Source organism: Xanthomonas sontii, assembly GCF_040529055.1.
Taxonomy (GTDB): domain Bacteria; phylum Pseudomonadota; class Gammaproteobacteria; order Xanthomonadales; family Xanthomonadaceae; genus Xanthomonas_A; species Xanthomonas_A sontii.
The window spans coordinates 122,566-139,179 of the sequence record NZ_CP132342.1; the positions used below are offsets into that span (position 1 = coordinate 122,566).

The following is a 16,614-nucleotide window of genomic DNA, read 5'->3' on the forward strand; positions in this document are numbered from 1 at the left end:
TGCACATCGGCGCCGCAGGCGCTAGCATGCGCGATCGTCTTATCCTGCGGATGTTCATGGGTCTCCTGCGCCAGGGCAGCCAGTTCCTGCTGATCGGCCTGCTGCAATTGCTGGTCGACTGGAGCGTGTTCGTCGCCGCCACCGCGGCCGGCATGCCCACCGTGCCGGGCAACGTGCTGGGCCGCGTCTGTGGCGCCCTGCTCGGGTTCTGGCTCAACGGCCGCATCACCTTCGCCAGCAACGACGCCGCACGCCTGGGCTGGCGCCGCTTCGGCCGCTTCATGGCCATGTGGCTCGTGCTCACCGCACTCAGCACCTGGCTGGTGGCGCTGTGCGCCCACGCCCTGGGCCTGCGCCTGGCCTGGCTGGCCAAGCCGCTGGTCGAAGGCATGCTGGCGGTGGTGTCGTTCTTCCTGGGCCGGCAGTTGGTGTATCGCTAGCTGTGTAAACCCACCACGTTGTTCAGTGGAATTCGGGAGATGGGCGGTTTGTAGCCGAGGCTGGCGTGTGGTCGATGCCAGTTGTAATGATGCAGCCAGCCCGAGAAGGCGTTGGCGCGTTGCGTGGAGTCGATATAGGAGCGCGCATAAGCCCATTCTCGCAGGCTGGTCTGCACCAGCCGCTCGGCCTTGCCATTGGTGCGTGGCGTGTAGGGTCGGGTTCGCAGATGGCGCAGGCCGAGCCGTCGGACAAGGCGTCGAAAGCGGCGTGATTTGTAGCAGGCGCCGTTGTCGGTCAACACGCGCTCCAAGCGCACGCCCAGGCTGCGGTAGTAGCGAACCGCCTGCATCAGGGCCCTGCAGGCACTGAAACCGCGCTCATCGGGCTCGATGGTGCCGAAGGCCACGCGCGAGTGATCGTCGATGGCTAGGTGGACGTACTCCCAGCCAATGCCACGGGAGGTGACCGTCCGATCATCGGTCACGCGGTGGCCGGGCTGGCGGAAACGGGCCAGCTTCTTGATGTCCAGATGCAGCAGTTGGCCGGGTTGGGCGTATTCATAGCGATTGTCCGGCAGCGCCGGTTCCAGCTCGGCCAGCCGGTGCAGGCCGGCGCGGCGCAGCAACCGGGCGATGGTGCTCGGCGCCACAGGCAGCTGCTCGGCGATCTGCCGATACGTGTGGCGTGAACGGCGCAGCGCGATGACCTGATCCACCACGCCCCGAGGCGTGGCATGGGGGCAGTCGTGAGGCCGGGAGGTGCGGTCGCTCAGCCCTTGCGCCCCCTCTTCCTTGAAGCGCTTGAGCCATTTGTAGGCCGTTCGGACGCTCACACCGGCCGCATGCGCCGCTTCTTCCACGCGCAGCCCATGAACAAGGATGCGATCCACCAGCAGGGCTCGACCGCGAGGGCTCAAACGGGCATGTTTATGCAGGTTCATCCGGGGCTCCTGGGGCTGGGTTGGCTTGGTAACCCCCATCTTCCAGAGATGCCCCGGATGAACAACCTACTGAGAGATCACAGCTAGCGCTGGCGAGCACGGCAGGCAGGCGACACCGCTGCGCGCGCTCGGCGCCGGCTGTCGGGGCTGAAGCCCCTCCCACAAAAGACCTGACGTATGCCGGGAGCATCCCTGTGGGAGCGACTTCAGTCGCGACGAGCGAAGCCTAGACGGCCAGCGCGGATCGGGCCTGCAGAGCGCCAAATCGGCTTCAGCGCCCCGTTGGGCGCAGGCAACGCGCCATCGGCCCCGCTACCGACGACTCAATGGCAGAAATCACCCAGGCTGCGCACCAGCGCGGTGCGGTGCAGTTGGTCGAGCTGCCAGCGCAGCGCATAGGCCTCGGCCGCGCGTGCGGTGGTGGCCGGGCAATCCGGGGCCTGGCGCAGCGTGGCGCTGGCCTGCAACGCGTCCAGCATCTCGCCCTGCAGCTGGTCCAGGCGCGCGCGCAGTGCGGTCAGGTCCGGGCGCGGGCTGTTGGGCGCGCGGCCGCGCAGGTGCCAACGCGACAGCAATTCGTACTGCACCAGTTTGTTGGATTCGATCTGCATGCCGAAGAAACGCGCCGCATCGTCCGGATCCACGCCGTGGGCCGGCGCCTGATCGCGCACGCTCGCCAGCACCGCGGCCTCGCGCGTGGCATCCAGCACCGGCTTGCCGCTGTCCCACTTGCTCAGCGCCACCTGGTCGCCGATCGCGTTGCGCTCGACGATGCGATCCAGCAGCGGCTCCAGTGGGGTGGCGCTGCGTGCGGGCAGCGCGCATCCCATCAACAGGGCGCCGGCCAGCACGGCGGTCAGCGCATGCATGCAGGGACGAGGAACGGCAGCGGACAGGCTCATCTCGGTTCTCCGGTAACCGTCTGCGGGTGGGGGATGAACCGCGGATCGGGCAGCCATCTTGCCGCAGTCCACCGACCGCACGATGACCGCACCCGCGTCTTGTCGCATGCCAGCGCGGCCGAGTCAGCGACCAGCAAGCCAGCGCCGTGCGCTGCGTCGCAGTCCAGCTCGATCTCGGGCTGCGCCGCAGGAATGCGATCTTCGCGGCGATCCAATGCGCCTGCGCGTCACAGAGTGCGGCAAGCCGGATCCGCGAGGTGATCCCCCACATGCACGCAAAGGTGGCGTGCGAAGGAGACCCCCATCTCCCAGACACGACAACGCCGGCAAAAAACGCCGGCGTCGTCGTCGTCGCATGCGGCCATCAGGCCGCGGGGCGGTGAACTCAGTGCTTGAGGTTCTTGCGCAGGCGCTCCAGCGCCTGCAACTGCGCGGTGACCTCGGCCAGCTTGGCCTGTGCCTCGGCCACGTCCATGCCTTCGCCGCGGTTGGCGAGCAGGCGCTCGGCTTCTTCCTTGGCCTTGCGCACCGACGCCTCGTCGATGTCCTGCGCGCGGATCGCGGTGTCGGCCAGGATCGTCACCACCTGCGGCTGTACCTCGAGGATGCCGCCGGAAATGGCGAAATCCAGCTGCTCGCCGCTCGGGGTGGTCACCACCACCTTGCCGGGCTTGAGCCGGGTGATCAACGGCGCGTGCTTGGGCGCGATGCCCAGCTCGCCCAGCTCGCCGGTCGCGACCACCAGGGTGGCGTCGCCGTGGTAGATCTCATGCTCGGCGCTGACGATGTCGCAACGGATGGTGCTCATGGTGCCTCACTGGGTGAGGCGGGAATCGGGAATCGGGAATCGGGAATGGGGAGAAGCGGGTGTACCGTTTCTCGACCATTACGCGATGCATCAGATTCCAGTTGTCCCGCCTTGACGATTCTCGATTCCCGATTCCCCATTCCCGGATGCCGGCCGCCTGCGGCCGGCGTCCAGATCAGGCCTTCTCGGCCATCTTCTTGGCCTTCTCGACCGCTTCCTCGATGCCGCCGACCATGTAGAAGGCCTGCTCCGGCAGGTGGTCGTACTCGCCGTCGACGATGGCCTTGAAGCCGCGGATGGTGTCCTTCAGCGACACGTACTTGCCCGGCGAGCCGGTGAACACTTCGGCCACGTGGAACGGCTGGCTGAAGAAGCGCTCGATCTTGCGCGCGCGCGACACGGCCTGCTTGTCCTCTTCGGACAGTTCGTCCATGCCCAGGATCGCGATGATGTCCTTCAGTTCCTTGTACTTCTGCAAGGTGGACTGCACGCGGCGGGCGGTGTCGTAGTGCTCGTGGCCGATCACGTTCGGGTCCAGCTGGCGGCTGGTCGAATCGAGCGGATCCACCGCCGGATAGATACCCAGCGAGGCGATGTTACGCGACAGCACGACGGTGGCGTCGAGGTGGGCGAAGGTGGTCGCCGGCGACGGGTCGGTCAGGTCGTCCGCGGGCACGTACACGGCCTGGATCGAGGTGATCGAGCCGGACTTGGTCGAGGTGATGCGCTCCTGCAGCACGCCCATTTCCTCGGCCAGGGTCGGCTGGTAGCCCACCGCCGACGGCATGCGGCCCAGCAGCGCCGACACTTCGGTACCGGCCAGGGTGTAGCGGTAGATGTTGTCGACGAACAGCAGCACGTCCTTGCCCTTGCCCGAGGCGTCCTTCTCGTCGCGGAAGTACTCGGCCATGGTCAGGCCGGTCAGCGCGACGCGCAGACGGTTGCCCGGCGGCTCGTTCATCTGGCCGTACACCATCGCCACCTTGTCCAGGACGTTGGAGTCCTTCATCTCATGGTAGAAGTCGTTGCCCTCGCGGGTACGCTCGCCCACGCCGGCGAACACGGACAGACCCGAGTGCGCCTTGGCGATGTTGTTGATCAGTTCCATCATGTTGACGGTCTTGCCGACGCCGGCGCCGCCGAACAGGCCGACCTTGCCGCCCTTGGCGAACGGGCACATCAGGTCGATGACCTTGATGCCGGTCTCCAGCAGCTCGGTGGCCGAGGACTGGTCTTCGTAGGTCGGCGCCGCGCGGTGGATTTCCCAATGGTCGGTGGCCTGCACGTCGCCGGCCTCGTCGATCGGACGACCCAGCACGTCCATGATGCGGCCCAGCGTGCCGGCGCCCACCGGCACCGAGATCGCACGGCCGGTGTTGGTGGCGACCAGGTTGCGCTTGAGGCCGTCGGTGGAGCCGAGGGCGATCGTACGCACGACGCCGTCGCCCAACTGCTGCTGCACTTCCAGCGTGATGGCGGTGCCGTCGACCTTCAGTGCGTCGTACACCTTCGGCACATCGGCACGCGCGAATTCGACGTCGACGACCGCGCCGATGATCTGAACGATCTTGCCCTGACTCATTTGGATAACTCCACTAATGTCTATGCGAATCTGGTGTCGGGAATGGGGAACGGGGAATCGGGAATGGGAAGATCAAGCGCTGCTGCTTCGACCATTCCCGTTTCTCCATTCCCCATTCCCGGCTACACAGCGGCTGCGCCGCCGACGATTTCGGAAATTTCCTGGGTGATCGCAGCCTGACGCGCCTTGTTGTAGACCAACTGCAAGGTGCTGATCAGCTTGCTGGCGTTGTCGCTGGCCGCCTTCATCGCGACCATGCGCGCCGCATGCTCGGACGCCACGTTCTCCAGCACCGCCTGGTACACCAGCGACTCGATGTAGCGCGTCATCACGTGCTCGAGCACGCTCGCGGCATCGGGTTCGTACAGGTAGTCCCAGTCGTGGTGCGCGACCTGGCTCTCGGCCGCCGGCAGCGGCAGCAGCTGGTCGAAGCTGGCCTTCTGCGTCATCGTGTTGACGAAGCGGTTGTAGACCAGATACACGCGGTCCAGCTTGCCTTCGGTGAACGCGTCCAGCATCACCTTGATCACGCCGATCAACTGCTCCAACTGCGGCAGGTCGCCGAGGTGGCTGACGCTGCCGACCATGTCCACCTTGATCCGGCGGAAGAACACCGAGGCCTTCTGGCCGATGGTGACCACGTCCACGCCCGCGCCCTGGTCCTGCCACTGGCGCACTTCGCCCAGCATCTTGCGGAACAGGTTGTTGTTCAGGCCGCCGGCCAGGCCGCGATCGGAGGAGATCACGATGTAGCCGACGCGCTTGACCGACTCGCGCTGCACCAGGAACGGATGCGTGTAATCGGTGCTGGCCTGCGCCAGATGCCCGATCACCTGCTTCATCGCCTGCGCGTACGGACGCGAGGTCTTCATCCGATCCTGCGCCTTGCGGATCTTGGAGGCCGAGACCATCTCGAGCGCGCGCGTCACCTTGCGGGTGTTCTGCACGCTCTTGATCTTGGATTTGATTTCGCGTCCGCCTGCCATGCTCTCGCTCGCTTTGCTCGCTTCGTGGGAATGGGGAATGGAGAATCGGGAATGGGCAAGCCCGGATCCCGCTCCTACGATTCCCTATTCTCTAATCCCGATTCCCGGCAACTGATTTACCAGCTGCCCGTGGTCTTGAACTCGCCGATGCCCTTCTTGAACGCGGCCTCGATGTCGCCGTTCCAGTCGCCGGTGTCGTTGACCTTGGCGATCAGCTCGCCCTGGGTGTTGGCGAAGTGGGCGTGCAGGCCCTCTTCGAACGCCAGCAGCTTGTTGACCGGCACGTCGTCGAGGTAGCCCTCGTTGACGGCGTAGATCGACAGCGCCTGGTTGGCGATGGACATCGGCATGTACTGCTTCTGCTTCATCAGCTCGGTGACGCGCTGGCCGCGCTCGAGCTGCTTGCGGGTGGCTTCGTCCAGGTCCGAGGCGAACTGCGCGAACGCCGCCAGCTCGCGGTACTGCGCCAGCGAGATACGGATGCCGCCGGAGAGCTTCTTGATGATCTTGGTCTGCGCGGCGCCGCCGACGCGCGAGACCGAGATACCGGCGTTCACCGCCGGGCGGATGCCGGCGTTGAACAGGTCGGTTTCCAGGAAGATCTGGCCGTCGGTGATCGAGATCACGTTGGTCGGCACGAACGCGGACACGTCGCCGGCCTGGGTCTCGATGATCGGCAGCGCGGTCAGCGAACCGGTCTTGCCCTTGACCTCGCCCTTGGTGAACTGCTCCACGTACTCCTCGGACACGCGCGCGGCGCGCTCCAGCAGGCGGCTGTGCAGGTAGAACACGTCGCCCGGGTAGGCTTCGCGGCCCGGCGGGCGCTTCAGCAGCAGCGAGATCTGGCGGTAGGCCACGGCCTGCTTGGACAGATCGTCGTACACGATCAGCGCGTCTTCGCCGCGGTCCATGAAGTACTCGCCCATGGTGCAGCCGGCGTAGGCGCTGATGTACTGCATCGCCGCCGATTCGGAGGCGGTCGCGGCGACCACGATGGTGTGCGCCAGCGCACCGTTCTCTTCCAGCTTGCGCACGATGTTGGCGACGGTCGAGGCCTTCTGCCCGATCGCCACGTACACGCACTTGATGCCGGTGTTCTTCTGGTTGATCACCGCGTCGATAGCCAGCGCGGTCTTGCCGGTCTGGCGGTCGCCGATGACCAGCTCGCGCTGGCCGCGGCCGATCGGGATCATGGCGTCGACCGACTTGTAGCCGGTCTGCACCGGCTGGTCGACCGACTTGCGCCAGATCACGCCCGGCGCCACGCGCTCCACCGGCGCGGTCTGGCTGGTGCCCAGCGGGCCCTTGCCGTCGATCGGCTCGCCCAGCGCGTTGACCACGCGGCCCAGCAGTTCCTTGCCGACCGGCACTTCCAGGATGCGGCCGGTGGTCTTGGCCACGTCGCCTTCGCGCAGGTTCTCGTAGTCGCCGAGCACCACGGCGCCGACCGAGTCGCGCTCCAGGTTCAGCGCCAGGGCGTAGGTGTCGTTCGGCAGTTCGATCATTTCGCCCTGCATCACGTCGGCCAGGCCGAAGATGCGCACGATGCCGTCGGACACGCTGGTGACCGTGCCTTCGTTGCGCGACTCCGCGGCCAGCTTGACCTGCTCGATGCGGTTCTTGATCAGTTCGCTGATTTCGGAGGGGTTGAGCGTGGTTGCCATCTTGGTTTCCTTCGGATCGTCCATCGCGCAGCGGCGGATGGCGACGTGTGGTTAGCTTCTTTGAGAATCGGGAATGGGGAATCGGGAATCGCGGGTGGCGTCGCCGCCGGGCCGGGTTCTCTCCTCTCTATTCGCCATTCCCGTTTCTTAGTGGGCCAGTGCGGATTGCAGACGCGACAGCTTGCCTTTCAACGAACCGTCGATGACCACGTCGCCGGCGTCGATCACCGCGCCGCCGATCAGCGAAGCGTCCACCGCCGTGGTGATCTCGACCTCGCGGCCGAAGCGCTGCTTCAGCGCCACCTTCAGCGAGGCCACCTCGGCATCGCTCAGCGCCGTCGCGGAGGTCACGTTGGCCTGCACCACGCGCTCGGCCTCGGCCCGCAGCTGGTCGTACAGCCCGGCGATCTCCGGCAGCAGCGGCAGCCGCTGGCCTTCGGCCAGCAGGCTCAGGAAGCGCTGGTACTGCTCGTCGGCCGCTTCCGGCGCCAGCAGCGACACCGCCTGCTCCCGCTGCAGCAGCGGGTTGTGAAGCAGCGCGGCCACGCGCGGGTCGGCGGCGACCTGGGCGGAGAACGCCAGCGCCTGCGACCAGGGCGCGAGCTTGCCGGCGTCGCTGGCCGCGGCGAACGCGGCGCGAGCGTAGGGACGCGCCAGTGTGAGGGCCTGGCTCATCTCAGATCTCCGCCGCCAGCTCGTCGAGCAGCGCCTTGTGGGCGTTGGCGTCGATTTCGCGCTTGAGCAGCTTCTCGGCGCCGCTCACCGCCAGCAGCGACACCTGGCGACGCAGGTCTTCGCGCGCGCGGTTGGCCGCGGCGTCGATCTCGGCCTGGGCCAGTTCCTTCTGCCGGGTGGCTTCGACGGTCGCCTCGTGCTTGGCCGCCTCGACGATCTGGTTGGCGCGCGCATGGGCCTGATCGATGATCTCGTTGGCCTTGATGCGGGCGTCCTTCAACGCTTCGTTGACCTTTTCCTGCGCCTGCGCCAGATCCTTCTGGCTGCGATCGGCGGCGGCCAGGCCTTCGGCGATCTTCTGTTGGCGCTCTTCGATGGCCTGCATCAGCGGCGGCCAGATCTTGGTCGCGACGATCCAGATCAGACCGGCGAACGCCAGCGCCTGGGCAAAGAGGGTGAGACCGATATTCATGGGGTACGCTCAGCCAATGGTGACGGGGTGGACGCGCCGCCAGCACGGCGACGCGTCCGAACCTTCATCCGTAGCGGCGGCCGCCGATGGCGACCGCACGCCGGTACGACGGGATCAACCGCCCTGCGGCAGACGCGCGACGAACTCGCCGATCATCGGGTTGGCGAACGCGAACAGCAGGCCGACCGCGACGCTGATGATGAACGCGGCGTCGATCAGGCCGGCGGTGATGAACATGCGGACCTGCAGCACCGGGATCAGTTCCGGCTGGCGCGCGGCGGATTCCAGGAACTTGCCGGCCATGATGGCCAGACCGAGGCCGGCGCCCAGCGCGGCCAGGCCGATCATGATGCCGACGGCGAGGACGGTGGAGCTCTGGACTTGGGCGAGGTTGGTCAGGACGGCGAAGTACATGGTTTTCTCCAGGAACAAAGTTGCTTGAGGATGGTGAATCGAACGAAGGGTTGCTTAGAACGCGTGAAACAGAAACGTCAATGGCTGTCTTCCGCCAGGCTCAGGTACACGATGGACAGCATCATGAAAATGAACGCCTGCAGCGGAATCACCAGCAGGTGGAACAGCATCCAGCCGAAGCCGAACGCGCCGCCGGCCAGCGCACCGAGGATGCCGGCACCGCCCAGCACCCAGATCAGCAGGAACACGATCTCGCCGCCGAACATGTTGCCGAACAGTCGCATCGCCAGCGACACCGGCTTGCTCAGCCATTCGACGATATTGAGGATCAGGTTGAACGGCAGCATCCACTTGCCGAACGGCGCGGTGAGGAATTCCTTGGTCATCCCGCCCACGCCCTTGGAGCGCAGCGAGAAGAACAGCATCAGGAAGAACACGCTGATCGACATGCCCAGGGTGGCATTGACGTCGGCGGTGGGCACCGGCTTCCAGTAGTGCACGCCGACCCAGCCCAGCGGGATCGCGAGGAAGTCCGCCGGGATCATCTTGATGAGATTCATCAACAGGATCCAGAAGAACAGGGTGATCGCGATCGGGGTCACCAGCTTGCTGGTGCCGTGGTAGGTGTCCTTGGCCTGGCGGTCGACGAACTCCAGCATGATTTCCACGAACGCCTGCCACTTGCCGGGCACGCCCGCGGTGGCCTTGCGCGTGGCCAGCCAGAAGCCGAACACCATCAGCAGGCCCATCAGCAGCGACATCACCAGGGTGTCGACATGCAATTGCCAGAACCCGCCTTCCTGCACCTGGAAGGTGAGGTTGTGCAGATGGTGCTGGATGTAGGAGGTAGGGGTTTCTGCCTCGCCCGCCATGAGTCCTGAGCCTTTTCTTGATTCGATCAACGCCTGGCCAGAGCCAGAACCTGGAACATCAGCCCGACGGCGATACCCGCCAACAGGGCCAGAGGAGGCAACCGCCACCAGGCAAAGCCCAGCGCCAGCACCGCGAACACCAACACCCACTTCAGCACCATGGCCACGATCAACCGCGCCAGCGCCGAACCCGCCGCCTGCACGCCGCCATTGAGCGCGGTGCGTGCGGCCAGCCATCCCCCTGCCACGGTCGCCAGCCCGGTTGCGGCGGCGCCCATCGCGTATTTCGGTCCCAGCAGCAGGAACAGCAGGGACACCACGGCCACCGCCACCAGCGGGTAAATCGCTGCGCGCAGCATCAGCCGCCGACCCGCATCAACGGAGTTCAGCACAGAAAATCCTGCAATTGGTGGTGGATTGAGGACGTCTTCGCGTCCGTCGAGCCGCGGAATTATAGCAATGGGACAATTTGCGAGACAACCGCCAGGGGTCCTGACCGCGTCCGAATGCCCATCCGCCCGTAGACGATAACACGGCCACCGCCCGCCGCCGGCGCCGAATGCGGCATTGCAGCATGCCTTTGCGGAGGAACTTTCTGTCCACTGCGCTGTCTGATCGGACAGGGACTGCGCCCATCCTCGTCGGCCCACAGCGCAGACCCACCGAGCCCCGGTCCTCCCGGGGCTCTTTTCGTTGCGCGTTCTGGGACGGGCGTGGCGGCCCGGGCCACCATACTTTCACGAATGGTGGACGCAAATTTAAGGATAGTGACGGCACGCGATGGCCAGCCATCGACGCCTCATCAAAAAAATCCCAAGACGACGGAGCTTGTCCCCCATGAAACACTTGCTTGCCCTGGCGCTGCCGTGCGCGCTCGCCGCCGCTTACGCCCTGCCCGCCCACGCCGAAGACGGCGACGACCGCTTCACCCTGCGCCTGGGCGCGATGAACGTCGACAACAACAACACCCTGCGCGGCAACACCGTCATCAACGGCAATGCCATCTCCGGGTCGCAGGACTTCAAGCTGGGCGGCAAGGAGTGGGAGCCGCGCGTGGACGGCGTGTTCCGCATCAGCACCCGCCAGCGCCTGATCTTCGACTACTTCAAGTACGACAAGGACCGCCGCGAGGAGCTGGGCCAGGACGTCAGCTATGGCGGCGTCACCGTGCCGTCGGGCAGCTTCGTCAAGGGCCAACTGAAATATCAGGTCGCCAGCCTGGTGTACGACTACTCGGTGATCGATACGCCGCAGTTCAGCATGGGCCTGCAACTCGGTGCCGAGTGGGCCAAGGTCAACGGCAAGGCCTATGCCGACCTGGGCCCGCTGTACACCGGCACCTTCGTCGACGAAAGCGACGACGGCGCCGCGCCGGTGGTCGGCCTGCGCTTCACCGCGCACCCGAACGAACACTGGCTGTTCAATGTGCAGGGGCAGTACGTCAACACCAAGTGGGGCGATTTCAAGAAATACGACGGCGACCTGAGCCGCGCCAACGCCATCGCCGAGTATCGCTTCACCCGCAACTTCGGCATCTTTGCCGGCTACGACTGGTTCAAGCTCGACGTGGACCGCAAGGGCGGCAACGCCGCGATCGGCCTGAAGCAGGAGTTCAAGGGTCCGGTCGCGGGCGTGACCTTCGCGTTCTGATCTTTCGGGACCCGGAACCCGGGACCCGCGAGCAGTTCCATGCAGAACCCCGCAGCGATGCGGGGTTTTGTCGTTCAACGGGGTGCGCGGCAGATCGCAGACGCGGTGGCAGCGACTGCGGCAGCCGACACAGGCTCACGGCGGCCTGGTCGCTCCCGCCACCAGCAGATGCTGGTGCGTCGAGCAATAGCACTCGTCGTGCCAGCCGTAGTGCGGATCGGTGCAGATCGCATGCTGCACCGTCGCCGGCAGCGCCGCCACGTCGCTGCGCAGGTCGCGCTTCAGCGATACGAAGACCGAGCCAGGATGCGGCCAGTCGGTCCGGCGCGGCGGCTCGGCGATGCGGTTGCCGCTGGCCAGTTCGCGCTGCAGCAGCGCCTGCAGTTCGGGACATAGGGTGCCCTGCCCCACGGCGACCTCCATGCGTGGATTCACCACGGCCGCGACCGCACCGCACGCAGCGGCACGGTCGCGCCAGGCGGCGTCACTTCTTCTTCGGGATGTACAGGTCGGTGATGGTGCCGTCGTAGACCTCGGCGCTCATGCCGACCGATTCGCTCAGGGTCGGATGCGCGTGGATGGTGTGGCCGATGTCCTCGGCCTCCGCGCCCATCTCGATCGCCAGGCCGATCTCGGCCAGCAGGTCGCCGGCGTGCACGCCGACGATCGCGCCGCCGATGATGCGGTGCGTCTCCTCGTCGAAGATCAGCTTGGTGAAGCCCTCGGTGCGGCCGATGCCGATGGCGCGACCGCTGGCCGCCCACGGGAACTTGGCCACGCCGACCTTCAGCCCCTTGGCCTTGGCCTCGGTCTCGGTGACGCCGACCCAGGCGATTTCCGGGTTGGTGTAGGCCACCGACGGGATCACCCGCGCCACCCACTCCTTCTTCTCGCCGGCGGCCACTTCCGCGGCCAGCTTACCCTCGTGGGTGGCCTTGTGCGCCAGCATCGGGTTACCGACGATGTCGCCGATGGCGAAGATATGCGGCACGTTGGTGCGCATCTGCCGGTCGACCGGGATGAAACCGCGCTCGGTGACGTTGATGCCGGCCTTGTCGGCGCCGATCTTCTTGCCGTTGGGCGCGCGACCCACCGCGACCAGCACGCGGTCGTAGGTGGTGGCGGCCAGCGCCGGCGTCTCGCCCGCGGTGGCGGCTTCGAAGGTCACGGTGATGCCCTTCTTGTCGGCCTTGACCTCGGCCGCCTTGGTCTTGAGATGGACCTCCACGCCCTGCTTCTTCAAGCGGTCGGCCAGCGGCTTGACCAGGTCCTTGTCGGCGCCCGGCATCAGTTGGTCCATGAACTCGACCACGGTGACCTTGCTGCCCAGCGCGCTGTACACGGTGGCCATTTCCAGGCCGATGATGCCGCCGCCGACCACCAGCAGGGTCTTGGGGATCTCCTGCAGTTCCAGCGCGTCGGTGGAGTCCATCACCCGCTTGTCGTCCCACGGGAAATTCGGCAGCTTCACCGCCTGCGAGCCGGCGGCGACGATGCAGTGCTCGAAGCGCAGCAACTGGGTCTTGCCGTCGGCGCCGACGATCTCCAGCTCGTTCGGCGACACGAACGACGCCACGCCGGTGACGGTGCGCACCTTGCGTTGCTTGGCCATGCTGGCCAGGCCGCCGGTGAGCTTGCCGACCACCTTTTCCTTGTACTCGCGCAGCTTGTCCAGGGTGATCTTGGGCTTGCCGAAGTCCACGCCGAAGTCGCCGGCATGGGCGACCTCGTCGATCACCGCGGCCGCGTGCAGCAGCGCCTTGGAGGGGATGCAGCCGACATTGAGGCAGACGCCGCCGAGGCTGGCGTAGCGCTCGATCAGCACCGTGTCCAGGCCCAGGTCGGCAGCACGGAACGCGGCGGTGTAGCCGCCGGGACCGGCGCCGAGCACCACCATCTTGCATTCGATGTCGGCGGGCTTGCCGCTGGACAGTGCCGGCTTCGGTGCCGGCGGCTCGGCCGGCGCGCGGTGCGACGGCGCCACCGGCGGCTTGCTGGCCGGCACCTCGGCCGGCACCTCGGCCGGGGCCGCGGCGGGCGCCGCAGCGGCGCCGTCGGCGGTCTCCAGCAGCGCGATCACCGCGCCTTCGGACAGGGTGTCGCCGAGCTTGACCTTCAGCTCCTTGATCACGCCGGCGGCCGCGGACGGCACTTCCAGCGTGGCCTTGTCCGACTCCAGCGTCACCAGGCCCTGATCCTTCTTCACCGTGTCGCCGACGGCGACCAGCACCTCGATGACCGGAACGTCGCTGTAGTCGCCGATATCCGGGACCTTGACCTCAATGACCGCCATGCAGCTTCTCCTGTGGCCCTTCGCCGCGGCGAGGGGCGTTTGCAGTTCGTCGGCGCGACCGCGCAAACAGGCGGCGCGCGCAGGTGGGGGAAAACCGGCGCCGCGACGGACGCGGCGCCGTGACGACAGGGCTTACAGCAGCACGCGGCGCATGTCCGCCAGCACCTGGCTCAGGTAGGTGGTGAAGCGCGCGGCGGCGGCGCCGTCGATGACCCGGTGGTCGTAGCTCAGCGACAGCGGCAGCATCAGCTTGGGCGCGAATTCCTTGCCGTTCCAGACCGGCTGGATCGACGACTTGGACACGCCCAGGATCGCCACTTCCGGCGCATTGACGATCGGGGTGAAGGCGGTACCGCCGATGCCGCCGAGCGAGCTGATCGAGAAGCAGCCGCCGCTCATGTCGGCCGGGCCCAGCTTGCCGTCGCGCGCCTTCTTGGCCAGCTCGCCGCTCTCGCGCGCCAGCTCGACCACGCCCTTCTTGTCCACGTCGCGGATCACCGGCACCACCAGCCCGTTCGGGGTGTCGGCGGCGAAGCCGATGTGGAAGTACTTCTTCAGGGTCAGGTTCTCGCCGCTGGCATCGAGCGAGGCGTTGAACTCGGGGAACTGCTTCAGCGCCGCGGCGCTGGCCTTGAGCAGGAAGGCGAGCATGGTCAGCTTGATGCCGGCCTTCTCGTTCTCCTTGTTCAACGCCACACGCAGGGCTTCCAGGTCGGTGATGTCGGCCTGCTCGAACTGGGTGACGTGCGGGATCATCGCCCAGTTGCGCGCCAGGTTGGCGCCGGAAATCTTCTTGATCCGCGACAGCGGCTTGACCTCGACCTCGCCGAACTTGGCGAAGTCCACCTTCGGCCACGGCAGCAGGTTCAGGCCATTGCCGCCCGCGGCGGGCGCGGCACCGGCGGCGGCCGGCGCGGCGCCGGACAGCGCCGCCTTGACGTAGCGCTGCACGTCGTCCTTGGTGATGCGGCCACCCTGCTCCGAGCCGCTGACCTGGAACAGGTCCACGCCGAGCTCGCGGGCGAACACGCGCACCGCCGGGCTCGCATAGGGCACCTTCTGCGGCAGCACGCTGTCGGCGTCGAACGCCACCGGCGGGCTGCTCTGGGTAGCGGACGGTGCGGCGGCCTTGGCCGGCGCCGTGGCCTGGACCTGGGCGATCTCGCGCTGGGCCAGCTTGTCCGGCGCGGACGAGGCCGGCACCGGCTCCACGCCGCCGCCGGTCTCGGCGCTGGGCTGGACCGCGGACGCGGCCGGCGCGTCGGCATCGCTGCCGGCCACTTCGATCAGCGCCACCAGCTTGCCCTCGGACAGACTGTCGCCGACCTTGACCTTGAGTTCCTTGACCACGCCGGCCACCGACGAGGGCACTTCCATCGTCGCCTTGTCCGACTCCAGGGTGACCAGGCCCTGGTCCTTCTTGACCGTGTCGCCGACCGCGACCAGCACCTCGATCACCGGCACGTCGCTGTAGTCGCCGATGTCCGGCACCCGCGCCTCGACCACGCCGGTCGCCGCGGCCGCGGCCGGCTTGATCGCGTTCTGCGCAGGTGCGGCGGCCGGGGCGGCGGCCTGCTGGGCCGGCGCGGGCGTGGCCTTGGCGGCCGCAGGCGCGGCGGGTGCGGCACTGGCGCCGCCCTCGGCCACTTCGATCAGCGCCACCACCTTGCCCTCGGACAGGCTGTCGCCGACCTTGACCTTGATCTCCTTGACCACGCCGGCGAACGGCGACGGCACTTCCATCGTCGCCTTGTCCGATTCCAGGGTGACCAGGCTCTGGTCCTTCTTCACCGTGTCGCCGACGGCCACCAGCACTTCGATTACCGGGACGTCGCTGTAGTCACCGATATCGGGGACAAGTGCTTCCTTGATTTCGGCCATGCGGGGAACTCCGGCAACTAATGAGGGGGAAACCCCTATTGTGGCGGCCCGCAGCCGCAGCGCCAACCTTTGACGGGCAAAAAAGCCCGATCGCCTGCGTGGACCGCCGCGGCCGGCGGACAGTACGCCGGCGCATGTTGCGCAGCCATCGCCGGTGCACCGCCTTCACGGCGCCACGGCTAGGCTCGCCGCAGATTTCCGGAGGGCAGGCATGCGGATCCTGGTGCTGTTGATGGCGTTGGCGATGCCGTTGGTCGCCTGGTTCTCGCAACGTGGCGCGTTCGGCCCGAGCAACGGCGCCATCTCCGACCGCTACCCGACCCTGATCGTCGCCGCCGGCTACGCCTTCGCGATCTGGGGTGTGATCTTCCTGCTCGACCTGGCCTTCGGCCTGTGGCAATCCAGCGCGCGGCGCCGTCGCGTCAGCGCGCTGGCGCAGGTGCGGGCGCCGGCGGCGCTGGGCTTCGCGCTGACGGCGGCGTGGATGCCGGTGTTCTCGCAGCAGCACTTCCTGTTGGCGCTGGCGGTGATCTGGACCGCGCTGGCGGCGATGCTGCTGGCCGCGCTGCGGCTGTCGCGCGACCCCGCCCCCGAATCCGGCCAGACCCTGTGGGCCTGGCTGCCGCTGTCGCTGCACGCCGGCTGGCTGTCGCTGGCGGCATTCCTGAACACCGCGCAGGTGATCGTGGCCTACCGCTGGCTCTCGACCGAGCGGATGCTGCCGTGGAGCCTGGTGCTGTTCGCGCTGGCGGCGGTGCTGCTGCTGGGCATGAACCGCGCCATGCGCGGCAACCTCGCCTACGCGGCGGCGGCGCTGTGGGCGCTGGCCGCGGTCTACGTCAAACAGGCCGCCAGCACGCTGGCCGGTGCGCAGAGCGCGGCGTGGGTGGCCTTGCTGCTGGCCGCGGTGCTGGCGCTGCAGACGCTGTGGTTGCGCCTGCGCGCGCGGCGCTAATCCATGGATGCAATGCCAGCGCGCCGCCAATCACCTGTTTTTGCCACATCGCGCTGTCTCGCAAGAGTGGCTTCGGCCG

At 67.1% G+C, this 16,614-nt stretch carries 17 protein-coding genes; 3 read left to right on the plus strand and 14 right to left on the minus strand.

Annotation, left to right across the window (positions count from 1 at the left end):
* Positions 1–56 precede the first annotated feature (56 nt).
* Entirely contained in the window at positions 57–440 is a 384-nt protein-coding gene (locus RAB70_RS00500) for a GtrA family protein (protein ID WP_170268087.1), read from the plus strand.
* On the opposite strand, the gene RAB70_RS00505 is transcribed toward RAB70_RS00500, so the two are convergent.
* From RAB70_RS00505 to RAB70_RS00555, 11 genes are all read right to left on the minus strand, one after another.
* Entirely contained in the window at positions 437–1,381 is a 945-nt protein-coding gene (locus tag RAB70_RS00505) for an IS481 family transposase (RefSeq protein ID WP_265529716.1), read from the minus strand. The two genes, RAB70_RS00500 and RAB70_RS00505, sit on opposite strands and share 4 nt — an antisense overlap.
* 323 nt (positions 1,382–1,704) lie before the next feature.
* Entirely contained in the window at positions 1,705–2,250 is a 546-nt protein-coding gene (locus tag RAB70_RS00510; RefSeq protein WP_148828041.1) for a chorismate mutase, read from the minus strand.
* Positions 2,251–2,668: 418 nt separating this feature from the next.
* Complete coding sequence (locus RAB70_RS00515; RefSeq protein WP_019796279.1) at positions 2,669–3,091, minus strand: F0F1 ATP synthase subunit epsilon; 423 nt, start codon at positions 3,089–3,091, stop codon at positions 2,669–2,671.
* 175 nt (positions 3,092–3,266) lie between these two features.
* A complete protein-coding gene (gene atpD, locus RAB70_RS00520) occupies positions 3,267–4,673 on the minus strand; it encodes a F0F1 ATP synthase subunit beta (RefSeq protein WP_017910295.1) in 1,407 nt (468 codons plus the stop codon).
* 122 nt (positions 4,674–4,795) lie between these two features.
* Positions 4,796–5,659, minus strand: a complete 864-nt coding sequence (atpG, locus tag RAB70_RS00525) for a F0F1 ATP synthase subunit gamma (RefSeq protein ID WP_017910294.1) — start codon at positions 5,657–5,659, stop codon at positions 4,796–4,798.
* A 116-nt stretch (positions 5,660–5,775) separates the two neighbouring features.
* Positions 5,776–7,323 carry a F0F1 ATP synthase subunit alpha gene (gene atpA / locus RAB70_RS00530; protein ID WP_026143773.1) on the minus strand — a complete coding sequence of 516 codons (1,548 nt, stop codon included), beginning with the start codon at positions 7,321–7,323 and terminating at the stop codon, positions 5,776–5,778.
* A gap of 147 nt (positions 7,324–7,470) precedes the next feature.
* A complete protein-coding gene (locus RAB70_RS00535) occupies positions 7,471–7,998 on the minus strand; it encodes a F0F1 ATP synthase subunit delta (RefSeq protein WP_017910292.1) in 528 nt (175 codons plus the stop codon).
* Between the two features lies 1 nt (position 7,999).
* Positions 8,000–8,470, minus strand: coding sequence for a F0F1 ATP synthase subunit B (locus RAB70_RS00540; RefSeq protein WP_148827992.1), 471 nt, complete (start codon positions 8,468–8,470; stop codon positions 8,000–8,002).
* A gap of 114 nt (positions 8,471–8,584) precedes the next feature.
* On the minus strand, positions 8,585–8,884 hold the full coding sequence (gene atpE / locus RAB70_RS00545) for a F0F1 ATP synthase subunit C (RefSeq protein WP_010340497.1): 300 nt from the start codon (positions 8,882–8,884) through the stop codon (positions 8,585–8,587).
* A 77-nt stretch (positions 8,885–8,961) separates the two neighbouring features.
* The gene (gene atpB, locus RAB70_RS00550; protein ID WP_017910289.1) at positions 8,962–9,756 is read right to left on the minus strand and encodes a F0F1 ATP synthase subunit A; all 795 of its coding nucleotides are present in this window, start codon (positions 9,754–9,756) and stop codon (positions 8,962–8,964) included.
* 26 nt (positions 9,757–9,782) lie between these two features.
* Entirely contained in the window at positions 9,783–10,148 is a 366-nt protein-coding gene (locus RAB70_RS00555; protein ID WP_026143249.1) for an ATP synthase subunit I, read from the minus strand.
* 445 nt (positions 10,149–10,593) lie between these two features.
* Here RAB70_RS00555 and RAB70_RS00560 point away from each other — a divergent pair, with 445 nt between their 5' ends.
* A complete protein-coding gene (locus tag RAB70_RS00560) occupies positions 10,594–11,406 on the plus strand; it encodes a hypothetical protein (RefSeq protein WP_017911696.1) in 813 nt (270 codons plus the stop codon).
* Positions 11,407–11,541: 135 nt separating this feature from the next.
* On the opposite strand, the gene RAB70_RS00565 is transcribed toward RAB70_RS00560, so the two are convergent.
* From RAB70_RS00565 to aceF, 3 genes are all read right to left on the minus strand, one after another.
* Positions 11,542–11,829 carry a hypothetical protein gene (locus tag RAB70_RS00565; RefSeq protein WP_148827993.1) on the minus strand — a complete coding sequence of 96 codons (288 nt, stop codon included), beginning with the start codon at positions 11,827–11,829 and terminating at the stop codon, positions 11,542–11,544.
* A 61-nt stretch (positions 11,830–11,890) separates the two neighbouring features.
* Positions 11,891–13,699: a dihydrolipoyl dehydrogenase gene (gene lpdA, locus RAB70_RS00570; RefSeq protein ID WP_148827994.1), complete on the minus strand. Its 1,809-nt coding sequence runs from the start codon at positions 13,697–13,699 to the stop codon at positions 11,891–11,893.
* 132 nt (positions 13,700–13,831) lie between these two features.
* Positions 13,832–15,580 (minus strand): dihydrolipoyllysine-residue acetyltransferase, encoded by a 1,749-nt coding sequence (aceF, locus tag RAB70_RS00575; protein ID WP_148827995.1) that lies wholly within the window; start codon positions 15,578–15,580, stop codon positions 13,832–13,834.
* A 211-nt stretch (positions 15,581–15,791) separates the two neighbouring features.
* Here aceF and RAB70_RS00580 point away from each other — a divergent pair, with 211 nt between their 5' ends.
* Complete coding sequence (locus RAB70_RS00580) at positions 15,792–16,535, plus strand: hypothetical protein (protein ID WP_148827996.1); 744 nt, start codon at positions 15,792–15,794, stop codon at positions 16,533–16,535.
* The last annotated feature ends 79 nt before the right edge of the window (positions 16,536–16,614 follow it).

What these genes read in the sequence shown, in the direction of transcription:
- RAB70_RS00500 (WP_170268087.1), top strand. Translation starts at nt 57, where the DNA reads ATGGGTCTCCTGCGCCAGGGCAGCCAGTTCCTGCTGATCGGCCTGCTG.
- RAB70_RS00505 (WP_265529716.1), bottom strand. Translation starts at nt 1,381, where the DNA reads ATGAACCTGCATAAACATGCCCGTTTGAGCCCTCGCGGTCGAGCCCTG.
- RAB70_RS00510 (WP_148828041.1), bottom strand. Translation starts at nt 2,250, where the DNA reads ATGCATGCGCTGACCGCCGTGCTGGCCGGCGCCCTGTTGATGGGATGC.
- RAB70_RS00515 (WP_019796279.1), bottom strand. Translation starts at nt 3,091, where the DNA reads ATGAGCACCATCCGTTGCGACATCGTCAGCGCCGAGCATGAGATCTAC.
- atpD (WP_017910295.1), bottom strand. Translation starts at nt 4,673, where the DNA reads ATGAGTCAGGGCAAGATCGTTCAGATCATCGGCGCGGTCGTCGACGTC.
- atpG (WP_017910294.1), bottom strand. Translation starts at nt 5,659, where the DNA reads ATGGCAGGCGGACGCGAAATCAAATCCAAGATCAAGAGCGTGCAGAAC.
- atpA (WP_026143773.1), bottom strand. Translation starts at nt 7,323, where the DNA reads ATGGCAACCACGCTCAACCCCTCCGAAATCAGCGAACTGATCAAGAAC.
- RAB70_RS00535 (WP_017910292.1), bottom strand. Translation starts at nt 7,998, where the DNA reads ATGAGCCAGGCCCTCACACTGGCGCGTCCCTACGCTCGCGCCGCGTTC.
- RAB70_RS00540 (WP_148827992.1), bottom strand. Translation starts at nt 8,470, where the DNA reads ATGAATATCGGTCTCACCCTCTTTGCCCAGGCGCTGGCGTTCGCCGGT.
- atpE (WP_010340497.1), bottom strand. Translation starts at nt 8,884, where the DNA reads ATGTACTTCGCCGTCCTGACCAACCTCGCCCAAGTCCAGAGCTCCACC.
- atpB (WP_017910289.1), bottom strand. Translation starts at nt 9,756, where the DNA reads ATGGCGGGCGAGGCAGAAACCCCTACCTCCTACATCCAGCACCATCTG.
- RAB70_RS00560 (WP_017911696.1), top strand. Translation starts at nt 10,594, where the DNA reads ATGAAACACTTGCTTGCCCTGGCGCTGCCGTGCGCGCTCGCCGCCGCT.
- RAB70_RS00565 (WP_148827993.1), bottom strand. Translation starts at nt 11,829, where the DNA reads ATGGAGGTCGCCGTGGGGCAGGGCACCCTATGTCCCGAACTGCAGGCG.
- lpdA (WP_148827994.1), bottom strand. Translation starts at nt 13,699, where the DNA reads ATGGCGGTCATTGAGGTCAAGGTCCCGGATATCGGCGACTACAGCGAC.
- aceF (WP_148827995.1), bottom strand. Translation starts at nt 15,580, where the DNA reads ATGGCCGAAATCAAGGAAGCACTTGTCCCCGATATCGGTGACTACAGC.
- RAB70_RS00580 (WP_148827996.1), top strand. Translation starts at nt 15,792, where the DNA reads ATGCGGATCCTGGTGCTGTTGATGGCGTTGGCGATGCCGTTGGTCGCC.